The 16,944-nt window shown below is 65.2% G+C and carries 16 protein-coding genes; 2 read left to right on the top strand and 14 right to left on the bottom strand.

What is annotated here, in order from left to right:
* The 8 genes from ABUA28_RS10260 to ABUA28_RS10225 all read right to left on the bottom strand — a co-directional run.
* On the bottom strand, positions 1-290 hold a 290-nt coding region (locus ABUA28_RS10260), incomplete at its 3' end, for a hypothetical protein (protein ID WP_349904075.1).
* Positions 291-387: 97 nt separating this feature from the next.
* Entirely contained in the window at positions 388-2,127 is a 1,740-nt protein-coding gene (locus ABUA28_RS10255) for an amylo-alpha-1,6-glucosidase (RefSeq protein WP_349904073.1), read from the bottom strand.
* Positions 2,128-2,146: 19 nt separating this feature from the next.
* Positions 2,147-2,962 carry a carbohydrate ABC transporter permease gene (locus tag ABUA28_RS10250; RefSeq protein WP_349904071.1) on the bottom strand — a complete coding sequence of 272 codons (816 nt, stop codon included), beginning with the start codon at positions 2,960-2,962 and terminating at the stop codon, positions 2,147-2,149.
* Complete coding sequence (locus ABUA28_RS10245; RefSeq protein WP_349904070.1) at positions 2,962-3,876, bottom strand: carbohydrate ABC transporter permease; 915 nt, start codon at positions 3,874-3,876, stop codon at positions 2,962-2,964. The genes ABUA28_RS10250 and ABUA28_RS10245 overlap by 1 nt, the downstream gene beginning before the upstream one ends.
* 34 nt (positions 3,877-3,910) lie before the next feature.
* Positions 3,911-5,086 (bottom strand): sugar ABC transporter substrate-binding protein, encoded by a 1,176-nt coding sequence (locus ABUA28_RS10240; protein ID WP_349904068.1) that lies wholly within the window; start codon positions 5,084-5,086, stop codon positions 3,911-3,913.
* 151 nt (positions 5,087-5,237) lie between these two features.
* The gene (locus tag ABUA28_RS10235) at positions 5,238-6,239 is read right to left on the bottom strand and encodes a LacI family DNA-binding transcriptional regulator (protein ID WP_349904066.1); all 1,002 of its coding nucleotides are present in this window, start codon (positions 6,237-6,239) and stop codon (positions 5,238-5,240) included.
* A gap of 124 nt (positions 6,240-6,363) precedes the next feature.
* Positions 6,364-6,924, bottom strand: a complete 561-nt coding sequence (locus tag ABUA28_RS10230; protein WP_349904064.1) for a DUF4287 domain-containing protein — start codon at positions 6,922-6,924, stop codon at positions 6,364-6,366.
* A 143-nt stretch (positions 6,925-7,067) separates the two neighbouring features.
* Positions 7,068-9,179 carry an acyl-CoA dehydrogenase family protein gene (locus tag ABUA28_RS10225; protein WP_349904062.1) on the bottom strand — a complete coding sequence of 704 codons (2,112 nt, stop codon included), beginning with the start codon at positions 9,177-9,179 and terminating at the stop codon, positions 7,068-7,070.
* A gap of 164 nt (positions 9,180-9,343) precedes the next feature.
* On the opposite strand from ABUA28_RS10225, the gene ABUA28_RS10220 reads away from it, so the two are divergent.
* On the top strand, positions 9,344-10,273 hold the full coding sequence (locus tag ABUA28_RS10220; RefSeq protein WP_349904061.1) for an EamA family transporter: 930 nt from the start codon (positions 9,344-9,346) through the stop codon (positions 10,271-10,273).
* 207 nt (positions 10,274-10,480) lie between these two features.
* On the opposite strand, the gene ABUA28_RS10215 is transcribed toward ABUA28_RS10220, so the two are convergent.
* Complete coding sequence (locus tag ABUA28_RS10215; protein WP_349904059.1) at positions 10,481-11,221, bottom strand: SDR family oxidoreductase; 741 nt, start codon at positions 11,219-11,221, stop codon at positions 10,481-10,483.
* Between the two features lie 100 nt (positions 11,222-11,321).
* Between ABUA28_RS10215 and ABUA28_RS10210 the strand changes: the two genes are divergently transcribed.
* Entirely contained in the window at positions 11,322-11,777 is a 456-nt protein-coding gene (locus tag ABUA28_RS10210; RefSeq protein WP_349904057.1) for a MarR family winged helix-turn-helix transcriptional regulator, read from the top strand.
* A gap of 18 nt (positions 11,778-11,795) precedes the next feature.
* Here ABUA28_RS10210 and ABUA28_RS10205 read toward each other — a convergent pair whose 3' ends face one another.
* The 5 genes from ABUA28_RS10205 to kynA form a co-directional block, all read right to left on the bottom strand.
* Complete coding sequence (locus ABUA28_RS10205) at positions 11,796-12,656, bottom strand: aldo/keto reductase (RefSeq protein ID WP_349904055.1); 861 nt, start codon at positions 12,654-12,656, stop codon at positions 11,796-11,798.
* A 209-nt stretch (positions 12,657-12,865) separates the two neighbouring features.
* The gene (locus ABUA28_RS10200; protein ID WP_349904053.1) at positions 12,866-13,747 is read right to left on the bottom strand and encodes a PaaX family transcriptional regulator; all 882 of its coding nucleotides are present in this window, start codon (positions 13,745-13,747) and stop codon (positions 12,866-12,868) included.
* A 4-nt stretch (positions 13,748-13,751) separates the two neighbouring features.
* Positions 13,752-14,984 carry a kynureninase gene (gene kynU, locus ABUA28_RS10195; RefSeq protein WP_349904051.1) on the bottom strand — a complete coding sequence of 411 codons (1,233 nt, stop codon included), beginning with the start codon at positions 14,982-14,984 and terminating at the stop codon, positions 13,752-13,754.
* On the bottom strand, positions 14,981-15,988 hold the full coding sequence (locus ABUA28_RS10190) for an amidohydrolase family protein (RefSeq protein ID WP_349904049.1): 1,008 nt from the start codon (positions 15,986-15,988) through the stop codon (positions 14,981-14,983). Before ABUA28_RS10190 ends, kynU begins: the two co-directional genes overlap by 4 nt.
* Before the next feature lie 67 nt (positions 15,989-16,055).
* On the bottom strand, positions 16,056-16,910 hold the full coding sequence (gene kynA, locus ABUA28_RS10185; protein ID WP_349904047.1) for a tryptophan 2,3-dioxygenase: 855 nt from the start codon (positions 16,908-16,910) through the stop codon (positions 16,056-16,058).
* Positions 16,911-16,944 lie beyond the last annotated feature (34 nt).

Genomic DNA, 16,944 nt, shown 5'->3' with positions numbered 1-16,944 from the left:
GATCCACGACTAAGGGTCGCGGACCATAACAACCCCGATCCAGCCCCGCAATCCCGGGCCCAGATCAAGAACCCATCCACACCTTCTTGCCTATAAGCCCTATCTGCCGCCTCAGGCGGCGCGCTCGTAGGCTTCGCGCAGCCGGGCGAGGAGTTCTGCGTCCAGCTGTCTGCGTCCAGCTGGGCGGCATCCGCGATTCGTACGCGGTGAGTGACCATGCTGTTCCACGAGCCGGCGCGGGTGAGGCGCTCGGTCGGTTCTTCGCCCTTGAGTTCGATGCCGACATCCATGCGCGCCACCGACGTGTCGACCACCGCGAACTTGCGCCTGCCGCGCAGCAGCCTGAGGCAAGTGTACTCAACCGAGACATCGGGATGCAGTAGTCACTCAGGCAGGCAGACCCTGATCCCTCATGGCTGCCTCGTGGGCAAGCAGGAGGTACGCGCTGGCCGTCCAGGTATAGGCGCGATCACGCAGGCCCTCACCGGTGACGGCGTCGAAGTTCTCGGCGAAGCCCGACTTCTCGCACAGTGACAGGAAACCTCGGCTGACTTGGTCTGCGAGTTCATGATGGCCAGCACGGCGCAATCCGTCTTCGACGATCACGGTGGACGGCGCCCAGATCGGACCACGCCAATAGCCATCCGATTCGTACTCAGCCGTATCGAGGCGCTGGGTCGCTGGCCCCCACTCGGTCAGATGCTCGGCAATGCCGGATGCAAGTTTGTCTACAATCTCGGCAGGCAGAAATTCGGCAGCGAGGATCGGCAAGAGGGTGAGCAGACTCGTCGTCTTGCTGCGGCGTGCGCCGTCGACCGACAACGCAAAGAAGCGCTCACCATCCCAGAGCTCGAGCAGCGCCCCGACGATGAGGTCGCGTTCGCGGGCCCAGACATCCTCTTCGCCAGTGCCGAGTTCGACGGAAAGGTCCGCGAGAACATCCAATTGGATGACCATAAAAGCAGCAAGATCCGGCGACTCGATCACACGGTCGTTGTCGAAGGTCGTCGAGTTATCCCATCCACTGTCGTTGCCGTGCTGGTAGTGCGGGAGAGTGTGACCGGGCGCCCGACGATAGTCGAGCCAGAAGCGCGTCCAGCTGGCCAGCTTCAGATACACCTCATTGAGGGCCTCCCGATCGATCGCTGTGCCCGCTCGAGCTCGGACCTTGGCGAAGGACCACCCATGCACCGGCGGTTTCACGAAGTTATAGAGCACCTCTGAGTGCGTGATCGAGTCGGGGAGTGCCCCCGACGCGTCCTGAAAGTCGAACGGGGCGAGAAACTGATCCATCGCCGCCGCAAGATCGGTCGGCGCAAATGCCAGGGCGTTGAAACAGTGATCCCAACTCCACACCTTGTCCATCCAGTGCTTGGACATCAGTACCGATTCCCGCGAGAGAAAGCCCCTCGGCACGACCGTCGCCGACCATAGAACATACGCGGCGCGCTCGGCCGTGTGGCCCTCGGGCCCTCTCCACGCTGCGACAAGTTGGAGATATTCATTGAACGCAGTCGCCGAACGGAGGACCAGTGTCTCGAAGTCGGAAGAGGCGACATAGCCCGCACGAGCTACCTCAAACTCTTCGATGGCCACCTCCCAGCCGCCGTCTCCAGACGCGATGACGGCGCGCGCGGTATCGCCGAGAGCTTCCGCGCCATCGAATTGGAGCTCGCCGCGAATGCTCGTCACCCGATAGCGACGGCCGCTCTCATATGAGGTAAAGACGGCGGAACCGTCCAGAGGATCCCGAAAAAAGTAGGTGCCGCTAAAGGCCTCGAGCGCGGCGGAGGCATCGGCCAGGCGCAGCTCGAGGCCACGCCCACGCACGCGGATCGTTTCGAGGCCGTCGAAGACCGCCTCGATCTCGCCGCCATCCCTGTCCTGCCAACGCAAGGATGCGGGTGTGGCGGAGTTGGTGGTGCCGACCCGCAGGCCGGATCGTTCCGGCACCAGACGAAGAATGGCGTGCATCCCCGTCTGGTGAGTGACGAGGTGCACGTCGTCCCTGCTGTCATGCAACCCCACGACAGGGGAAAGGTCGAGCCAGGATCCCTTCGTGCTGAAGGGAATTTCGGTGATGTCAAACTGAACACCGGTGCGCGGCGGCATAAGGTGGCCTTTCAAGTCGAGCGGATATGACGGATTAGTCCTTGACGGCGCCGGCAGTGACGCCCGCTGCCACGTATCTTTGGGCCAAGACGAGAAGCAGTGCCGCCGGAATAGACGCGACGACAGCGGTCGCCATGATCGAATTCCACTCCTGGTTGTTGTTGCCGATGTAGCGATAGATGCCGAGCGTGATCGGTTGAAAATCGCCACCGCCGTCGAGAGTGGTCGCGAAGATGAAGTCAGACCACGCCCAGAGGAACGCGAACAGCGAAACGGTGACAATGGAATTGCGGCTGACGGGAAGCACGATGGAGATGAAGGTGCGCCAGGCCGATGCTCCATCGATTTTTGCGGCCTGGATGAGTTCGTCGGGAATGCTCGACATGAAGGCGGCGAAGATCAGTACGCCGAACGGTACGGCGATCGTCGAATCCGCCAGGATCAGGCCGGGGATCGAGTTCAGGATCCCGAGGTTCAGATAGATCACGTAAAAACCCATCGCCATGATGATCGCGGGAATCATCTGGGCGATCAGTAGCACGAAGCTGAGTGTGCTTCCGCCACGAGGCCGGAGCTTTGCGAGTGAGTAAGCCGCGGGAGCGGCCAGCGCGAGCGTCAGCACGACGGTGCCGATCCCGATCACAAGACTCGCCCCAAGAAACGGGAGCTGCTCGTGGAGCACATGCTGATAGCCCTCGAGTGTCGGGTCGAGTGGGAGAAGATTCGGCGGACTCTTTCGCAGGTTCTGGGCCCTGGTGAGCGAGACGTTGATCATCCAGTAGACGGGGAAGAGCATGAGGGCGGTCAGGACGATGCCTACCACGGTCTTCCACCAGGCACGAGCGCGCATCAATTGACATCCAATCGACGCTGCGTGCGGATGTAAATGAGGCCGAACACGAGAGCCACCAAAATGAGAAGGTTGCCGACGGCCGCTGCGGGGCTGAAGTTCGGCAACAGCGAGCCGAACCCGAGCCTGTACGACCAGATAGCGAAGGTTGTCGACGAGTCTGACGGCCCGCCCCTGGTCATGATCCAGATGATGTCGAAGACCTTCAGCGTGTAGACCAGGCCAAGCAGGATGGTGATTGCCGATACGGGGCGGAGCAATGGGAAGGTGACCTTCCAAAATGTCTGCCACCCGTTTGCGCCGTCGATCGATGCCGCCTCGTGCACCTCGACGGGAATCCCCTGCAGGCCGCTGTAGAGGATCACGAGGTTGAAGGGGATGCCGATCCAGATATTCGCGATCAACACGGCGACGAGAGACCAGTGCGGCGAGGTCAGCCAGTTGATCTGACCGATGCCCACTGCCTCAAGAAAAGAGTTGACGACACCGGAATCACTATTGAGCATCCAGGACCAGGCCGACCCCGACACCAGCAGCGGAAGCAGCCATGGCACGAGGAACAACGCACGCAGTGTGTTGTTCAAGGGGAAATTCTTGATGAAGAACGCGGCGAGTGCGAGGCCAATCGAGAACTGGAAAAGGATGGACACCCCGACGAAGAGCGCCGTGTTCAGAAGAGCCGGGCCGAATGTCGAACTCGTGAATACTGCGATGTAGTTGTCGATCCCGGCGAACGGTGCGGTGCCATCAATGAACGATCGAACCGTATAGTCACGCAGGCTCAGCTCGATGTTGCGGCCAAGCGGGTAAGCGTAGAACACCAGAAGGTAGATCACGACCGGGGCGATGAACGCCCATGCGGTCCAGCCGCCGCGACGCGAAATGCGTCCCGGCGAGTCGGTATGCGCGGTCATGATCTCCTCCTGGTGCCTGTGTACGAGCGCCTTGTTACTTCACCGCGGCTTGCGCGGCCTTCAGGGCATCTGCCGGAGTCGCGCTGCCGGTCAGCGCCTTCTGGACAGCGGCCCACAGCTGCTCGGAGATCTTCGGATACTTGGTTCCGAGGTTGTTTCCCGTGCGAGCCTGCGCCACCTGCACCGCGTCAATCCAGGGCTTGAGAGTGGCGTCCCCGGCAAGCTGCGCCTTCTGCGCATCCTGTGTTGCCGCAATGTAATTCAGCGTGTTGTCCGTGTTGACGACGTTCTTGGTGGAGGTCAGGCAGGCGACGATCTTCGCAGACGCCGCATAGCGCGACGAGTCCTTCTGAACGGGAATGCTCAGGAATTCACCGCCGGTCGGAGCCGGTGCCGCGCCACCGGTAGCCGCAGGCAACGGGATGACCAGGTCGCCCATCTTGGCGGCGTCGGCCTTCTGCCACGTACCGTTCTCTGCGAATCCGAAGTCACCGGTCTGGAACTCCTGCCACGAGGTCGTCTGCGTGTTGTTGATCACTGAATTGGGAGCGTAGCCCTTGTCGACCCACCCCTTCCACAGCGTCAGCGCAGAGATGGCCTGGTCGGAATCGAGCTTCGTGAGGTCGGCTCCCGAACCCCAGTACCACGGCAGGAACTGGAAGCTCCCCTCCTCGGTTCCGATTGCGGAGAACGTGATGCCCTTCTTGCCGATTGCCGTGACCTTTGCGAGGGCAGCCGACAGCGAATCCCAGTCCTTCACGCTGGCGATGTCCACACCGGCTGCTGCCAGGACCTTGGGGTTGTAGTACAGGGCCAGCGTGTTCGCACCGATCGGCACGCCATACGTCTTGCCGCCGACTACACCTGCACCGAGGATGTTCTTCGCGACGTCGCCGACGACCAGCTTGTTCTCGTCGGTCGATGTCAGGATTCCCGCCTCGGCAAGTGTCGAGATCACCGGGTTGTCGATGAGCAGGATGTCCGGGGAGTTCTTCTGCTGTCCGGCAAGCAGTGCTTTGTTCGTCAGATCACTCGTGTCGTAGCCGGTGCGCTTGATCGTGACCCCCGCCTCAGCGGCGCAGCTGTTGATGACCTTGGCCCAGGCAGAACTTGCGTCGTACTGGGGATACGGATCCCAGAACGTGTAGTTTGCCTTCGTGTGTGAGGTGTTGGCAGATGACGAGCACCCGGTCAGTGCCGCAACTGACATACCGACGGCCAGGATTATCGCCCCAGCTGCCCTTATTTTCGGATTGATTTCCACAGGTAATTCCTCTCTGAATGGTGCGCGGATGTCATTTCGTTTAGTTGTCGAACCGGTTCGATAATGTGACACACGGTACCTGCGCCGCGTTATCGGGTTAGCGGGTACTCCCCCGGTCCGTGATGCGTGGCTCGACGAGCTGGACCGTGTACTCCGCAGAATCGGAGTTGCCCATTCGGTGAACCAGTGCCTGAACCGCGGCGCGGCCCAGTTGATCGGGCGACGTTTCAACGGTCGTATACGGCAAGGAGAAAAGTCGACCGAAGTCTTCGGAGAAAATGCCTACGACCGAGAGCTCATCCGGCACTCGTACGCCCCTGTCATGAAGCACCGTAGGCAGCGCAGCGATCGTCGCGTCATTGTGCACGATCATGGCTGTCGCCTCGGGGTGTCCATCAAGAATTTCATTGATCTGTCGATTGACCCCGGGCTGCTGGGTCACCCCATCGACGGAGAACATCCGGATGCCGTAGCGGGAGGCGCGCTCCAGGGCCGCGTCGCGGAATCGCCAGGCGTACGCCCCACCACGCTCAAAGACGTGCTGCTGCGGGGTGACAAGAATGATGTCCCGATGTCCGCGCTCATGAAGATGATCCACGAGCACGCGCCCGGACTCCTCAAAATCCAGGTCGAAGACATCGACGCCGTCAGCCTTCTCCGGAATACCGACGAGCACTCCGGGCTGACGTGCGGCCTGTAACACCGGGATACGTTCATCGCGATGTGCGACGTTGAGAAGCACGATCCCGTCGACCATGTCCGAACTCGTGATCCGCCGAAGCGCTTGCGGCCCGTCAGTTTCTGTCACCATCAGGATGTCGTAGCCGGCTTCACGCGCGGCATCGGAGATCGGCAGAACATACTGCAGCATTGCGGGCGAGAACTCGTCTTCGAAGAAATGCACAAACAGACCAATGACCATTGTCTGCGACGTTGCAAGCGCCCGGGCCCCCGCATTGGGCGTGAATCCCAGTTCGGCAATTGCGACGCGAATGCGTTCGCGGGTCTCGGCAGAAAGCGATCGTTTACCGCTGAGCGCGTACGACACAGTGCTGCGGGAGACCCCTGCCTGCTTGGCCACATCGCCAATAGTCGCCATTGCCCATTCTTTCTTCGAACCGATTCGATGAAATGTAGCGCGATCAAGTAAGGGCTGTCAAGCTATTTAGCGAACCGATTCGACGCTGCCGATGAGGCGCAGGGCTTTCGGACGTCCTGGCGACTCAGTCGGCGCGATCGTAGGCCTCGCGCAGCCAGGCGAGGAGTTCTGCGTCCAGCTGGGCGGCATCCGCGATTCGTACGCGGTGAGTGACCATGCTGTTCCACGAGCCGGCGCGGGTGAGGCGCTCGGTCGGTTCTTCGCCCTTGAGCTTGATGCCGACATCCATCCGCGCCGCCGTCGTGTACACGACCGCGAACTTCTTCGCGCCGCGCAGAAGGCTGAGGTAGGTGTCGGTGGCGGCGACTGACACATCCGGGCCGAACTCGCGGATGTGCGTGAGGAGGTCCTCGTAGGGCTTCTGCCACACGGACTTGCCGCCAGCGAACTGCGCGGCGATGCGCTCGTCGTTGCTCGCGCGCGGTTGCAGAGCCTCCTTGAGGATGCCGAAGATCGCCATGGCGTGGCCGGAACCGAGGTCGAAGTCCTCCTTCAGCCAAGCGAGGATCGGGGTGGCCTTCATGCCCTCGACGAGGAGTCCCTTCTCCCTCGCGAGCGCGATGAAGTCCTCGGGACCCTTGCCGGTCTTCGCCTTGATCGAGTCCAGGTACGCCTGAAAGGTCATGTCGCTCCCTCTACGTTTCGACCGAGCGTAGCGAAATGACAGGGTGGATGGGGACACCGGTCGTCGGGAATCGCGCCGAAGGCGGGGGCGTGGTGGGCCTCTATGGGCGGAGCCTTCGGCGCGATTTCCGACGACGCCCCGAGCTACCGCTTCTTCTTTTTGGGCTTGAGGGACTTCTCGGCGACGGGGGCGGTGCCGGATGCGCGCTGCGCGGCATAGTACGCCCGCGCCTCGTCCTGCCGCTCGGCCTCGATGCCCGTGGCGATGGTCGCCCGCAGGTGCTCCGGCTCGAAGCCGAACGCATCCACGAGGTCCTGCGCGTGCGGACGCAGCCGCGTCACGAGACGGTCGATGTAGGCGCTCACGGCCTGCGCACGGTGCGCCGAGAGACGCCCGTGGATGAGGTACCAGGAGAGGTGCTTCTCGATGAGGCCGAGTCCGAACACGTCGTGCAGCCACGACAGCACGAGCTTCGTGCCGTCATCTTCTACCTTGTCGAGCGCGCGGGTGAACGACTCCCACTGCAGCAGTTCGGCGTGAGCGCGGGCCGCCTCGATGAGTTCGTTCTGCTGCGAGTTGAACAGGGCTGCGGCATCCGCCTTCGACAGCTTGGATGCCGGCCGCAGCCTGCCGGCGAGCTCCGAGATCATCGTCTCGACACGATCGGTGAGCAGCTCGCGCTGCGCGTTGGTCTCGCGCAGCTCGTGCACCGAGCGGGCGGTGGAGCCGAAGTCCTTCACAGTCTGGGCGAGCGTGCGCAGGCCCGTGCCGTGATAGGCGCGATCCGCCGCCTGCTCGACGACGTAGCGGGCCAGGGCCCCCGCATCCGCGTTCTTGAACTTGGAGCTGAAGTCGGTGAGCAGCCGCTTGGCCACGAGCTGCAGCAGCACGTTGTTGTCGCCCTCGAAGGTGACGTACACGTCGAGGTCGGCGCGCAGGCCCACGATGCGGTTCGACGCCATGAAGCCCGCTCCGCCGCAGGCCTCGCGAGCCTCCTGCAGGATGTCGAGGGCCACCCAGGTAGACAACGGTTTGAGCGCGGCCGCGAGGGTCTCCAGATCCTGGCGGTCGTCATCCGTCGTGTTCTTGTTACTGAAGACGGAGTCGAACTTCACCAGGAAGTCGTCGTGCGCAAAGTTCATCGCGTATGCGGTGGCCAGGCGCGGGATGAGCCTGCGCTGGTGCCGTTGGTAGTCGAGCAGCACCTCCTCGTCGTCGCTGCCCGCCGTGAACTGGCGGCGCTGGTTGCCGTAGGTGACGGCTATCGCGAGGGCCATCGCCGAGACCGTCGTGGCCGCGCCGTCGAGCGAGACGCGACCCTGCACGAGCGTGCCGAGCATGGTGAAGAAACGGCGACCGGGGCTGTCGATGCTCGAGGTGTACGTGCCGTCTTCGGCGACATCCCCGTACTTGTTGAGCAGGTTGGTGCGCGGGACGCGCACGTGATCGAAGTGCAGACGGCCGTTGTCGATGCCGTTGAGCCCGCCCTTCCAGCCGTCGTCCTCGCCGCCGATGCCGGGCAGGAAGTCGCCGTTCTCGTCGCGGATCGGCACGTAGAAGCAGTGCACCCCGTGGTTCACACCCTTGGTGATGAGCTGCGCGAACACCGTGGCGGCGATGCCGTCTCGCGCTGCGTTGCCGAGGAACTCCTTCCACGCCGCACGGAACGGGGTGTGGATGACGAACTCGTGGGTCTGCTCGTCGTAGGTGGCCGTCGTGGCGATGGAGGCGACATCCGACCCGTGCCCGATCTCGGTCATCGCGAAGGCGCCGGGAACGGTGAAGTCCATGATGCCGGGGAGGAACTTCCTGTGGTGTTCCTCGGTGCCGAGGTGGAGCACGGCCGAGCCGAACAGTCCCCACTGCACGCCGGACTTGATCTGCAGCGACGGGCTCGCCGAGACGAGTTCCTCGAACGCCGCGATGTTGCCGCCGTTGTCTTCGAGCCCGCCGAGCGACTTCGGGAAGGCACGATGCACCTGCCCCTTCTCCTGCAGGATGTGCAGCTGGGCCAGGGTGCGCTCGCGCTGCTCCTCGAGGCTGAGACCGAGAACGTCGTGCAGTGCCGGGTTCTTCGCGAACTCTCGGGAGGTGCGCCGGACATCAGCCCAGGTACCGAGAAGCTGCCTGCCGAGGCTCTCGACGTCAACGGATGCCTCGGGCGAGCTCTCGGCCAACTGGGCGTCGACCTGAGCATCGACCTCCCTCGATCGCCGGGTGTCCTTGGCTCGGGTGCGCGGTGTGACGTCGACCATGAAAGCTCCTTCGTTACCTGATGCCACGCTAGGCACGGGCGCCCGGGAGGGAAAATCCCCCGTCACGGAGCTACAAACGACGCGAAGAGGTGCGCGGGCGGGCTGTGGCTATCCGCAATCGCCGCGCTTTTCGCTGTGCGCACAAATACCTCTAGCGTTAGGGGATGCTCCCCGTCATCATCGGCCTCTCCGGCGCGCTTATTTTCGGCGCGGCCGACTTCCTCGGAGGGATGGCGGCCAAGCGCATCAGCGCGGTGCGCGTTACGGCGATCGGGGCGGCATCCGGGCTCGTGCTGCTCGTGGCGTCCATCTCAGTGGTCGGGGGAACGTGGTCGGCATCCGCGGTGCTGCTCGGTGCACTCTCGGGCGTGACCGGGGCGATCGCGATCGTGCTGCTGTATGCCTGCCTCGCGATCGGGCCCATGAGCATCCTGTCGCCGACGACGGCCGTGGTCTCGGCTCTCGTGCCGATGCTCGTCGGGCTCGTGAAAGGCGACCGGCTGAACGCGATCGGATACGTGGCCCTGGCGCTCGCGCTCGTCGCCGTGGTTCTCGTCGGCTTCGTCCCGGAGAAGGGTGCCGTGCGCCCCTCGCTCAAGGCGCTCGGCATGGCGATCGGCTCCGGCACGATGATCGGCGCGTTCATCGTCATCATCGACATGACCCCGTCCGATTCGGGAGTCGTGCCGCTCATCGCCAACCGGGCCACGAACGGGATCATCGTGTTCACGGCGATCGGTGTGATGGCGATGCTGGCTCGGCGGCGAGCGCTGCGGATCGACGCTGCCGCCATGTCGGCGTCGGGGCCGGGTGCGCTCGCGCTCAACGTTGGCGCCCGCGGTACCGACGCTCGCGGATGGCGTCCGGGGCTGATGTTCGCCACGGTCTCCGGCGTGATCGACGCGACCGCGAACATCTTCCTGCTCGTGGGACTGCGCATGGGGGAACTGACGATCCAGTCCGTGCTCACGGCGCTCTACCCGTCCGGGACGATCATCCTCGCGGCGATCGTGTTGAAGGAACGGATCGCGCCGGTTCAGGTCGTGGGCCTCGTACTCGCGATCGCCGCCGCGAGCATGCTCGCCCTGGCCTGAGTCTGCCTGGCCTCACCCAGCCCGCTCGGCCCGGGCACTCGCGCGCACCCACTGACCGCGAGTTACCCACTTCCGCCCCTTTTCGGCCCGAATTCGGACGATTTCGGGGCGAAAGTGGGCAACTCGCGAACTGCGGCTGATCCGGAATGACGGTGAGACGACAAAGTGGTGCATCCGAGGTTCGGCACGCAGCCTTGTCCCACGGGATCAGTTGGCCTCGCCCGCAGTAAGCGCGGAAAGGGCAGCCTGCACCTCGCCTGGGTTGTGCAGCCCGATGGAATCGCTCGGCGCGGTGCCAGCCGAGATCGCGACCGCGACGGAACCCACGTCCCCGGCATCCACGGTGCCCTCGGCGTGACGAGTGGTGACGGGTCCGAGCACCAGGGCGAATACCCGCCGCGACGATCCACTTTCGGCAGCGGCAACGCGCTGCATCATCAGCAGTGCGGCCTGCTCCATGCTCACGAGTCCACTACCCGGTACGGGCCACGACGCCGAGTCGCCGACGACAAGCGTGTATGCGCCCGCGTCGGTCAGGCGCGGCAGTGCCGCACGCAGTACCGCCATGTGGGTGGTCGCGAGGCCGGTGAATGCCGATTGCCAGTCCTGCTCGGTGATCTCGGCGAGAGTCCTGCCCTGCCACCATCCGCCGATCGGAGCGACCACGGAGTCCAGCCCGCCGCGGAAGTGCACGATCTGCTCGACGAGGTCCTGGGCGCCGGCGAAGCTCGTGTAATCGTGCACCACCAGGTGCAGGTGCTCGTTCGCCGCGTGCCCCAGCACCGCCCGGAACTCCGTCGAGCGCTCCTCGGACCGGGTGGGGACGATGACCTCTGCCCCCGCCTCGAGGAATGCGCGCACGACGCCCTCCCCGACCGCGCCGGTGCCGCCCGGCACCAGCACCCGGTGACCGGTCAGATCCGTAGCTGTAGCTTTCTTGTCGTTCATCAGGTCTCCCAACCATGATCGCATTTGTTGGTGTAACCAACGTTGTGTGGACCAACGATAACATCTATTCGTTGGCAAGAACAACGGTTAGGATCGGAACGTGACGGAAAATGAGTCGACAGCGCCGCCAGCTCGATTACGGGCGCTGCTCAGTTGGCAGGCGAACCGCGTGAACGTGCTCGGCTCCCGGCTCACCGGCACGCGGATGCCCGCAACCGGACGCGCGGACTTCGCCGTCCTCGCCGCGCTGGACGAGTACGGCCCCCACAGCCAGGCCGACCTCGGCAGGCAGCTCGGACTGGACCGCAACACCATCAACGGGATCGTGACCAGACTCGACGATGCCGGGCACATCATCCGCGCGACCGACGCCGCAGATCGACGCCGCAACACCGTCGCGATCACCCCGCTCGGCCTGCGATACCTCGACGAACTGCAGGTCGCGACCGACGCGGTGCAGGCAGAACTCGCGGCGCCTCTCTCGAAAGCGGAAGCGGCAGAGTTGCGAACGCTTCTGGGCAAGATACTCGACGCCCACCCGGGCCTCCCCGGCTAGCCCTCGCCACGGCGTTACTCAGGCGGCGTCTAGCGTGGCGAGCTCCTCCGGAGTCAGGGTCACGTCCACGGCCTGGACCGAGTTGCGGATGCTCTCGGGCCGCGATGCACCGGGGATCGGGATGACGTGGGGAGACTTGGCCAGGTGCCAGGCCAGCGCGACGACTTGCGGGGTCAGGCCCCGGGCATCCGCAATCTTCTGGAATGGCGCGAAGCGGCTTCCCAGTTCCGCCGCGTTCGAGATGCCACCGAGCGGGCTCCACGGCAGGAAGGCGATGCCCATCTCGTCGGCGAGCTCGAGCTCGGGCTCGCTCGATCGGAACGCGGGCGAGAACTGGTTCTGCACCGAGACGAGGCGGCCGTCGAGGATCTCCTGGGCGAGCTTCATCTGCTGCGGGTTGGCATTCGAGATGCCGGCCATGCGGATGGTGCCCGCGTCGAGCAGGTCACGGATGGCGCCAACCGAGTCCGCGTAGTCGACCTCTGGGTCTGGGCGGTGGAACTGGTACAAGCCGATCGCGTCACCGCCGAGGCGTCGCAGTGATGCCTCCGCCGCCTTCTTGAGATAGTCCGGATGTCCGTCGACGTACCAGGTTCCGTCGCCCGGACGCAGATGGCCGCCCTTGGTCGCGATCAGGACGTTCGAGGTGTCGCCACCCCACGAGGCGATCGCCTTCGCGAAGAGTGACTCATTGTGGCCGACCTCGTCCGCGTGCAGGTGGTACGCATCCGCGGTGTCGAAGAAGGTGACACCCTCGTCGAGCGCGGCGTGGATGGTGGCGATGGAGCGCGCCTCGTCTGGTCGTCCCTCGATCGACATCGGCATCCCGCCGAGTCCGATGGCGCTGACGGTGACGTCTCCGATGGTACGAGTCTTCATGCTTGCTTCTTCCATTGCGTTGGCAGTCCACCCAGCGTAATGCTGCACGCTGAAGGGCTCGCGAGCGTCTCGCGGTGACTGCGGTGTGACCGGTATGAAGGAGACAGCCGATGTAGGGCCGTAATAATTCCCTCTTCTCGCGCGAGCCGGGGAAACGTTCCTTCGTTGTGGGCGAGGAAGCTTCGGCGCGGCGGTCGTGGGGCTGCGCCTCAGTCGGCGACGAACCTCGCGAACTTGAGGCCGGCATCCGAGAAGCGGGCCATGAGTTCGGTGAAGCGGGCGACGGATGCGAAGCCCGGCCAGTCCGCGGGCAGCGCGCTCGGTGGCAGGCCGGGGTCGAGGTACGGGATGACGCGCCACTCGTCGAGCGTGCGGATCCAGGCCGCGAAGGCAGCGACGCCAGGCTCGGCAACGGCTGTCTCGGGTGCGGCGGATGTCGGCCCCAGCACGTCAGACATGGACGCGCCCACGGGCGTCGGCTCTGACCCCGCAAACCCGCCCGTCGCCTCGAGGAAGCCGCGGTGGAGCGCCTCGAGCGCGGGCAGATCCCACCACTCGGCCACGGCATCCGCCAACGAACCAGCGGGCTGCGGCGTCGCCGTCTCGAACAGGGTCGCGTAGCGGCGCAGCCCGAGCTCGTCGAGAATGCCCTCCACCTCTCCCATGAGGAAGCCGGGGCAGATCCACAGCGCGGACGACACGGTGCCACATCCGATCCAGGTCAGCTGCCGCCGCAACTGGTGCCGCTCGGCGCGCAGTGCCTCCGGAATCGAGAACGAAATGAGACACCACGGGTCGCCGTCGCCCATCTGGCGGAAGGTGAAGATGCGCCGGTCGCCGTTCTTGAGCATCGGCACGGCGCCTGGGTTGAGCACGTAGTCGGCGTTGCCGCCCGACCGCAGCAGCCCCTTGCGACTGACCCTGAGCACAGCCGTTCTGGCGTGCGACTCCGAGACGCCGACGGCGCCGAGCAGACGGATGAGTGCGGCGATCGATGCGCGCCCGCCCAGCTCTCGCAGGCACGCGCCCACAATCGTGCGCAGTAGGGACGTTGCGCTGCCCGGCCGCGAATCGAAGTCGTCGAGGATCATGCGCTCACTGCGCCAGCAGCTCTCGCACGGTGTCGAGCCCCACGAACAACTCGGTGAAACTCGTGCTGAGCGGCGAGAGTCCGATGCGCAGGCCGTTCGGCGCGCGGAAGTCTGGGATCACGCCGCGCTCCCAGAGGGCGGCGGTGACCGCGCGAAAGTCGTCGTGGCGGAGGGTGACGTGACTGCCACGACGCGCGGCGTCGCGGGGGGACGCGACGGTGACTCCGTGCTCGGCGAGCATGGCATCCGTCAGCTCGATCGCGAACTCGGTGAGAGCGATCGATTTGGCGCGGATCGCGTCGATGCCGGCCTCGGCGACGAGCGCGATCATGTCCTGCATCGCGAGCATGCCGACGATGGCCGGCGTGCCGCTGATGAAACGGCGGATGCCCATGGCCGGCACATAGTCCGGCCCCATCTGGAACGGCTCGTCGCTGCCCAGCCACCCCCAGATCGGCTGCTGCACGCTGGCCTGCAGCGCCGCGCGCACGTAGCCGAACGCGGGCGCGCCCGGGCCGCCGTTGAGGTACTTGTACGAGCATCCCGCGGCGAAGTCGACGCCCCAGGCATCGAGCTGCACCTCGACGGCACCGACCGAATGGCACAGGTCCCAGAGCACGAGCGCTCCGGCCTCGTGGGCAATGCGGGTGATCTCGGGCACGTCGGCGAGAAAGCCGGAGCGATAGGCGACGTGACTGAGCACCACGAGCGCGGTCTGCGGTCCGACGACGGCGGTCACCTGCTCGGGAGTGACGCCCGCCGTGGTGTCCGCGTGGATCCAGCGCAGGGTCATGCGGCACTCCTCCGCAATGCCCTGCAGCAGAAACCGGTCGGTCGGAAAGTTGTCGGTGTCCACGACGATCTCGCTGCGGCCGGGCCGCGCAGCGATTGCCGCGCGGATGAGCTTGTAGAGGATGACCGTGGTCGAGTCGCCGACGAACACCTGGCCGGGCGCGGCGCCGAGCGCGGCCTCACCGAGCGTGTCTCCGATGCGCAGCGGCATCGACATCCACTCCTCGTCCCAGCCGCGGATGAGCCGCCCGCCCCAGGATTTCGCGATGAAGCCGCTCACCCGGTCGACGCTCGAGCGCAGTGGGCGGCCGAGCGAGTTGCCGTCGAGGTAGGCGACGACCGACGGATCGTCGCTGCCGACGAAGAGGTCGCGGTAATGGCCGAGGGCATCGGCGGCGTCGAGCGCGGCGGCCCGCTCGCGTAGCGCACTGAGCTGATCGGTCACGAGAGAACGGCCTCCAGGGAGTCGGTGGTGATGACGGATGCGGTGGCAAGCCACGCGGCCGTGTCCGGCGTGCGGGGCTCGGCGATGTAGCTCGCGCGGCGGCCGAGGTAGCCCGCGCCGGATGCGTTGCCCGCAATGGACGCGACGAGCGCGTCTGGCGAAAGCCCGGCATCCGCCAGCGCCCGCAGCTCGCGTTCGTTGATGCCGAGCGGAAGCGGACCGTTGCCGAGGTCGGTGCCGTACAGCACCGTGCCCCCGAGTTCAACGAAGCGGCGCACGTTCTTCTGCGCGATCTCGAACTCGCGGCCGCGCTCGCCCCAGCCGTGGATGTCGAGGGTGCTCACCCAGCTCTGCCGCCGCGCCATCGCCGCGAGCAGCTCGCCTGAAAGCGATTCGCTCCACGGGGCGTGCGCGAGCCGATCGACACCGACCGCGTAGGCCCGAGCTGCCTGACCAGACCCCTGGGCGTGCGCCGCCACGATGACGCCGCGCGCATGGGCGTGGCCGACGATCGCGTGCAGGGCGGCGTCGTCGAGCACCGGGCCGGCGTCGGAATTGAGGGCGATCTTGATGAAGCTCGCGCCCGCGTCGAGCTGTCGGTCGACGGCGACGGCCGCCGCTGCGGATGACGCCACCGGCTCGATCGCACCCTCCGGCGCCCAGCCCGCCTCCGTCGGATACCCGCCCGGTGCGGTCAGCAGGCGACCGGCGTACCGCACCGACGGGAGGGTGTCGTCGTCAGCCCACCCTGCCGCGATGACGGGGTCCCAGCCGAAGTCATCGACTGACGCGATGCCCGCCCCCGCCAGCGCACTTCCGTCCACCAGCCCGAGGTGCACGTGCGCGTCGCGAAAGCCCGGGAGCAGCGTGCCCGCCAGGTGCCCGGATGGCTCTGGGTCGGCATCCGTCGCCAGCCGAAAGCCGCTCTCGTCAGCGACGACCTTGCGCCCCGCCAACCACTCCCCCATCCAGCACTCACGGGTGCTGAACACTCTCGTACTCATGTGAGGTCTGCCAATCTGCTGCTCAGACGGCGCCGGAAGAGCAGGTCGTCAGACCTCACCGCCGCTGTCATCCGATCTCCGTGCGCACGGCGAAGAGCTCGGGGAAGAAGGTGAGGTCGAGCGCCTTCTGCAGGAAGCTCACACCGCTCGAGCCGCCGGTGCCGCGCTTGGTGCCGATGATGCGCATCACGGTCTTCACGTGACGGAAGCGCCAGAGCTGGAAGTTGTCTTCGAGGTCGACGAACTCCTCGCAGGTCTCGTAGGCGAGCCAGTGCTCCTCCGGATGCTCGTAGATCTCGCGGAAGGTGTCGACCAGCTCCTCGTGGAACGCGTATCCCTGGGTGACATCCCGCTCCAGCACGGAGGTTGGGACGTCGAATCCGTGACGCGCGAGGTAGCCCAGGAACTCGTCGTACACGCTCGGCTCCGCGAGCAGGCTCGACAGCAACTCGTGCGCCTCGGGGTTGGATTCGAAGACCTTGAGCATGCCGGCGTTCTTGTTGCCGAGCAAGAACTCGACCGCACGGTATTGGTAAGACTGGAACCCGGATGCGTTGCCCAGGTAGCCGCGGAATTGGGCGTACTCGGTGGGCGTTAGCGTCGCCAGCACGGACCACTGCTCGGTGAGCTGGCGCTGGATGTGCTTGACCCTGGCGATGCGCTTGAGCGCGACCTGCAGCTCGTCGGCTGCGATCAGCGCTCGCGCCGAGAGCAGCTCGTGCCGCATGAGCTTCAGCCACAGCTCGCTGGTCTGGTGCTGGATGATGAACAGCATCTCGTCGTGGTGCACCGGGGTGCTCACTGGAACCTGCGCCGCCAGCAGCTTGTCGAGCTGCAGGTAGGAGCCGTAGCTCATCCGGTCCCTGAAATCCGTGACGATCTCGGACTCGATGGTGCGTTCGTTGCTCGCTGCGTTTGCCATGCGAGCTACCGTATTACACATCCGTGACGCTCGC

The sequence above is a fragment of the Parafrigoribacterium humi genome (assembly GCF_040227205.1).
Classification (GTDB): Bacteria; Actinomycetota; Actinomycetes; order Actinomycetales; family Microbacteriaceae; genus Parafrigoribacterium_A; species Parafrigoribacterium_A humi.
This window is presented reverse-complemented; position numbering and strand designations above follow the sequence as displayed.

Coding starts and splice junctions, on each gene's coding strand:
- ABUA28_RS10250 (WP_349904071.1), bottom strand. CDS start 2,962: ATGCGCGCTCGTGCCTGGTGGAAGACCGTGGTAGGCATCGTCCTGACC.
- ABUA28_RS10245 (WP_349904070.1), bottom strand. CDS start 3,876: ATGACCGCGCATACCGACTCGCCGGGACGCATTTCGCGTCGCGGCGGC.
- ABUA28_RS10240 (WP_349904068.1), bottom strand. CDS start 5,086: ATGTCAGTTGCGGCACTGACCGGGTGCTCGTCATCTGCCAACACCTCA.
- ABUA28_RS10235 (WP_349904066.1), bottom strand. CDS start 6,239: ATGGCGACTATTGGCGATGTGGCCAAGCAGGCAGGGGTCTCCCGCAGC.
- ABUA28_RS10230 (WP_349904064.1), bottom strand. CDS start 6,924: ATGACCTTTCAGGCGTACCTGGACTCGATCAAGGCGAAGACCGGCAAG.
- ABUA28_RS10225 (WP_349904062.1), bottom strand. CDS start 9,179: ATGGTCGACGTCACACCGCGCACCCGAGCCAAGGACACCCGGCGATCG.
- ABUA28_RS10220 (WP_349904061.1), top strand. CDS start 9,344: ATGCTCCCCGTCATCATCGGCCTCTCCGGCGCGCTTATTTTCGGCGCG.
- ABUA28_RS10215 (WP_349904059.1), bottom strand. CDS start 11,221: ATGAACGACAAGAAAGCTACAGCTACGGATCTGACCGGTCACCGGGTG.
- ABUA28_RS10205 (WP_349904055.1), bottom strand. CDS start 12,656: ATGAAGACTCGTACCATCGGAGACGTCACCGTCAGCGCCATCGGACTC.
- ABUA28_RS10200 (WP_349904053.1), bottom strand. CDS start 13,747: ATGATCCTCGACGACTTCGATTCGCGGCCGGGCAGCGCAACGTCCCTA.
- ABUA28_RS10190 (WP_349904049.1), bottom strand. CDS start 15,988: ATGAGTACGAGAGTGTTCAGCACCCGTGAGTGCTGGATGGGGGAGTGG.
- kynA (WP_349904047.1), bottom strand. CDS start 16,910: ATGGCAAACGCAGCGAGCAACGAACGCACCATCGAGTCCGAGATCGTC.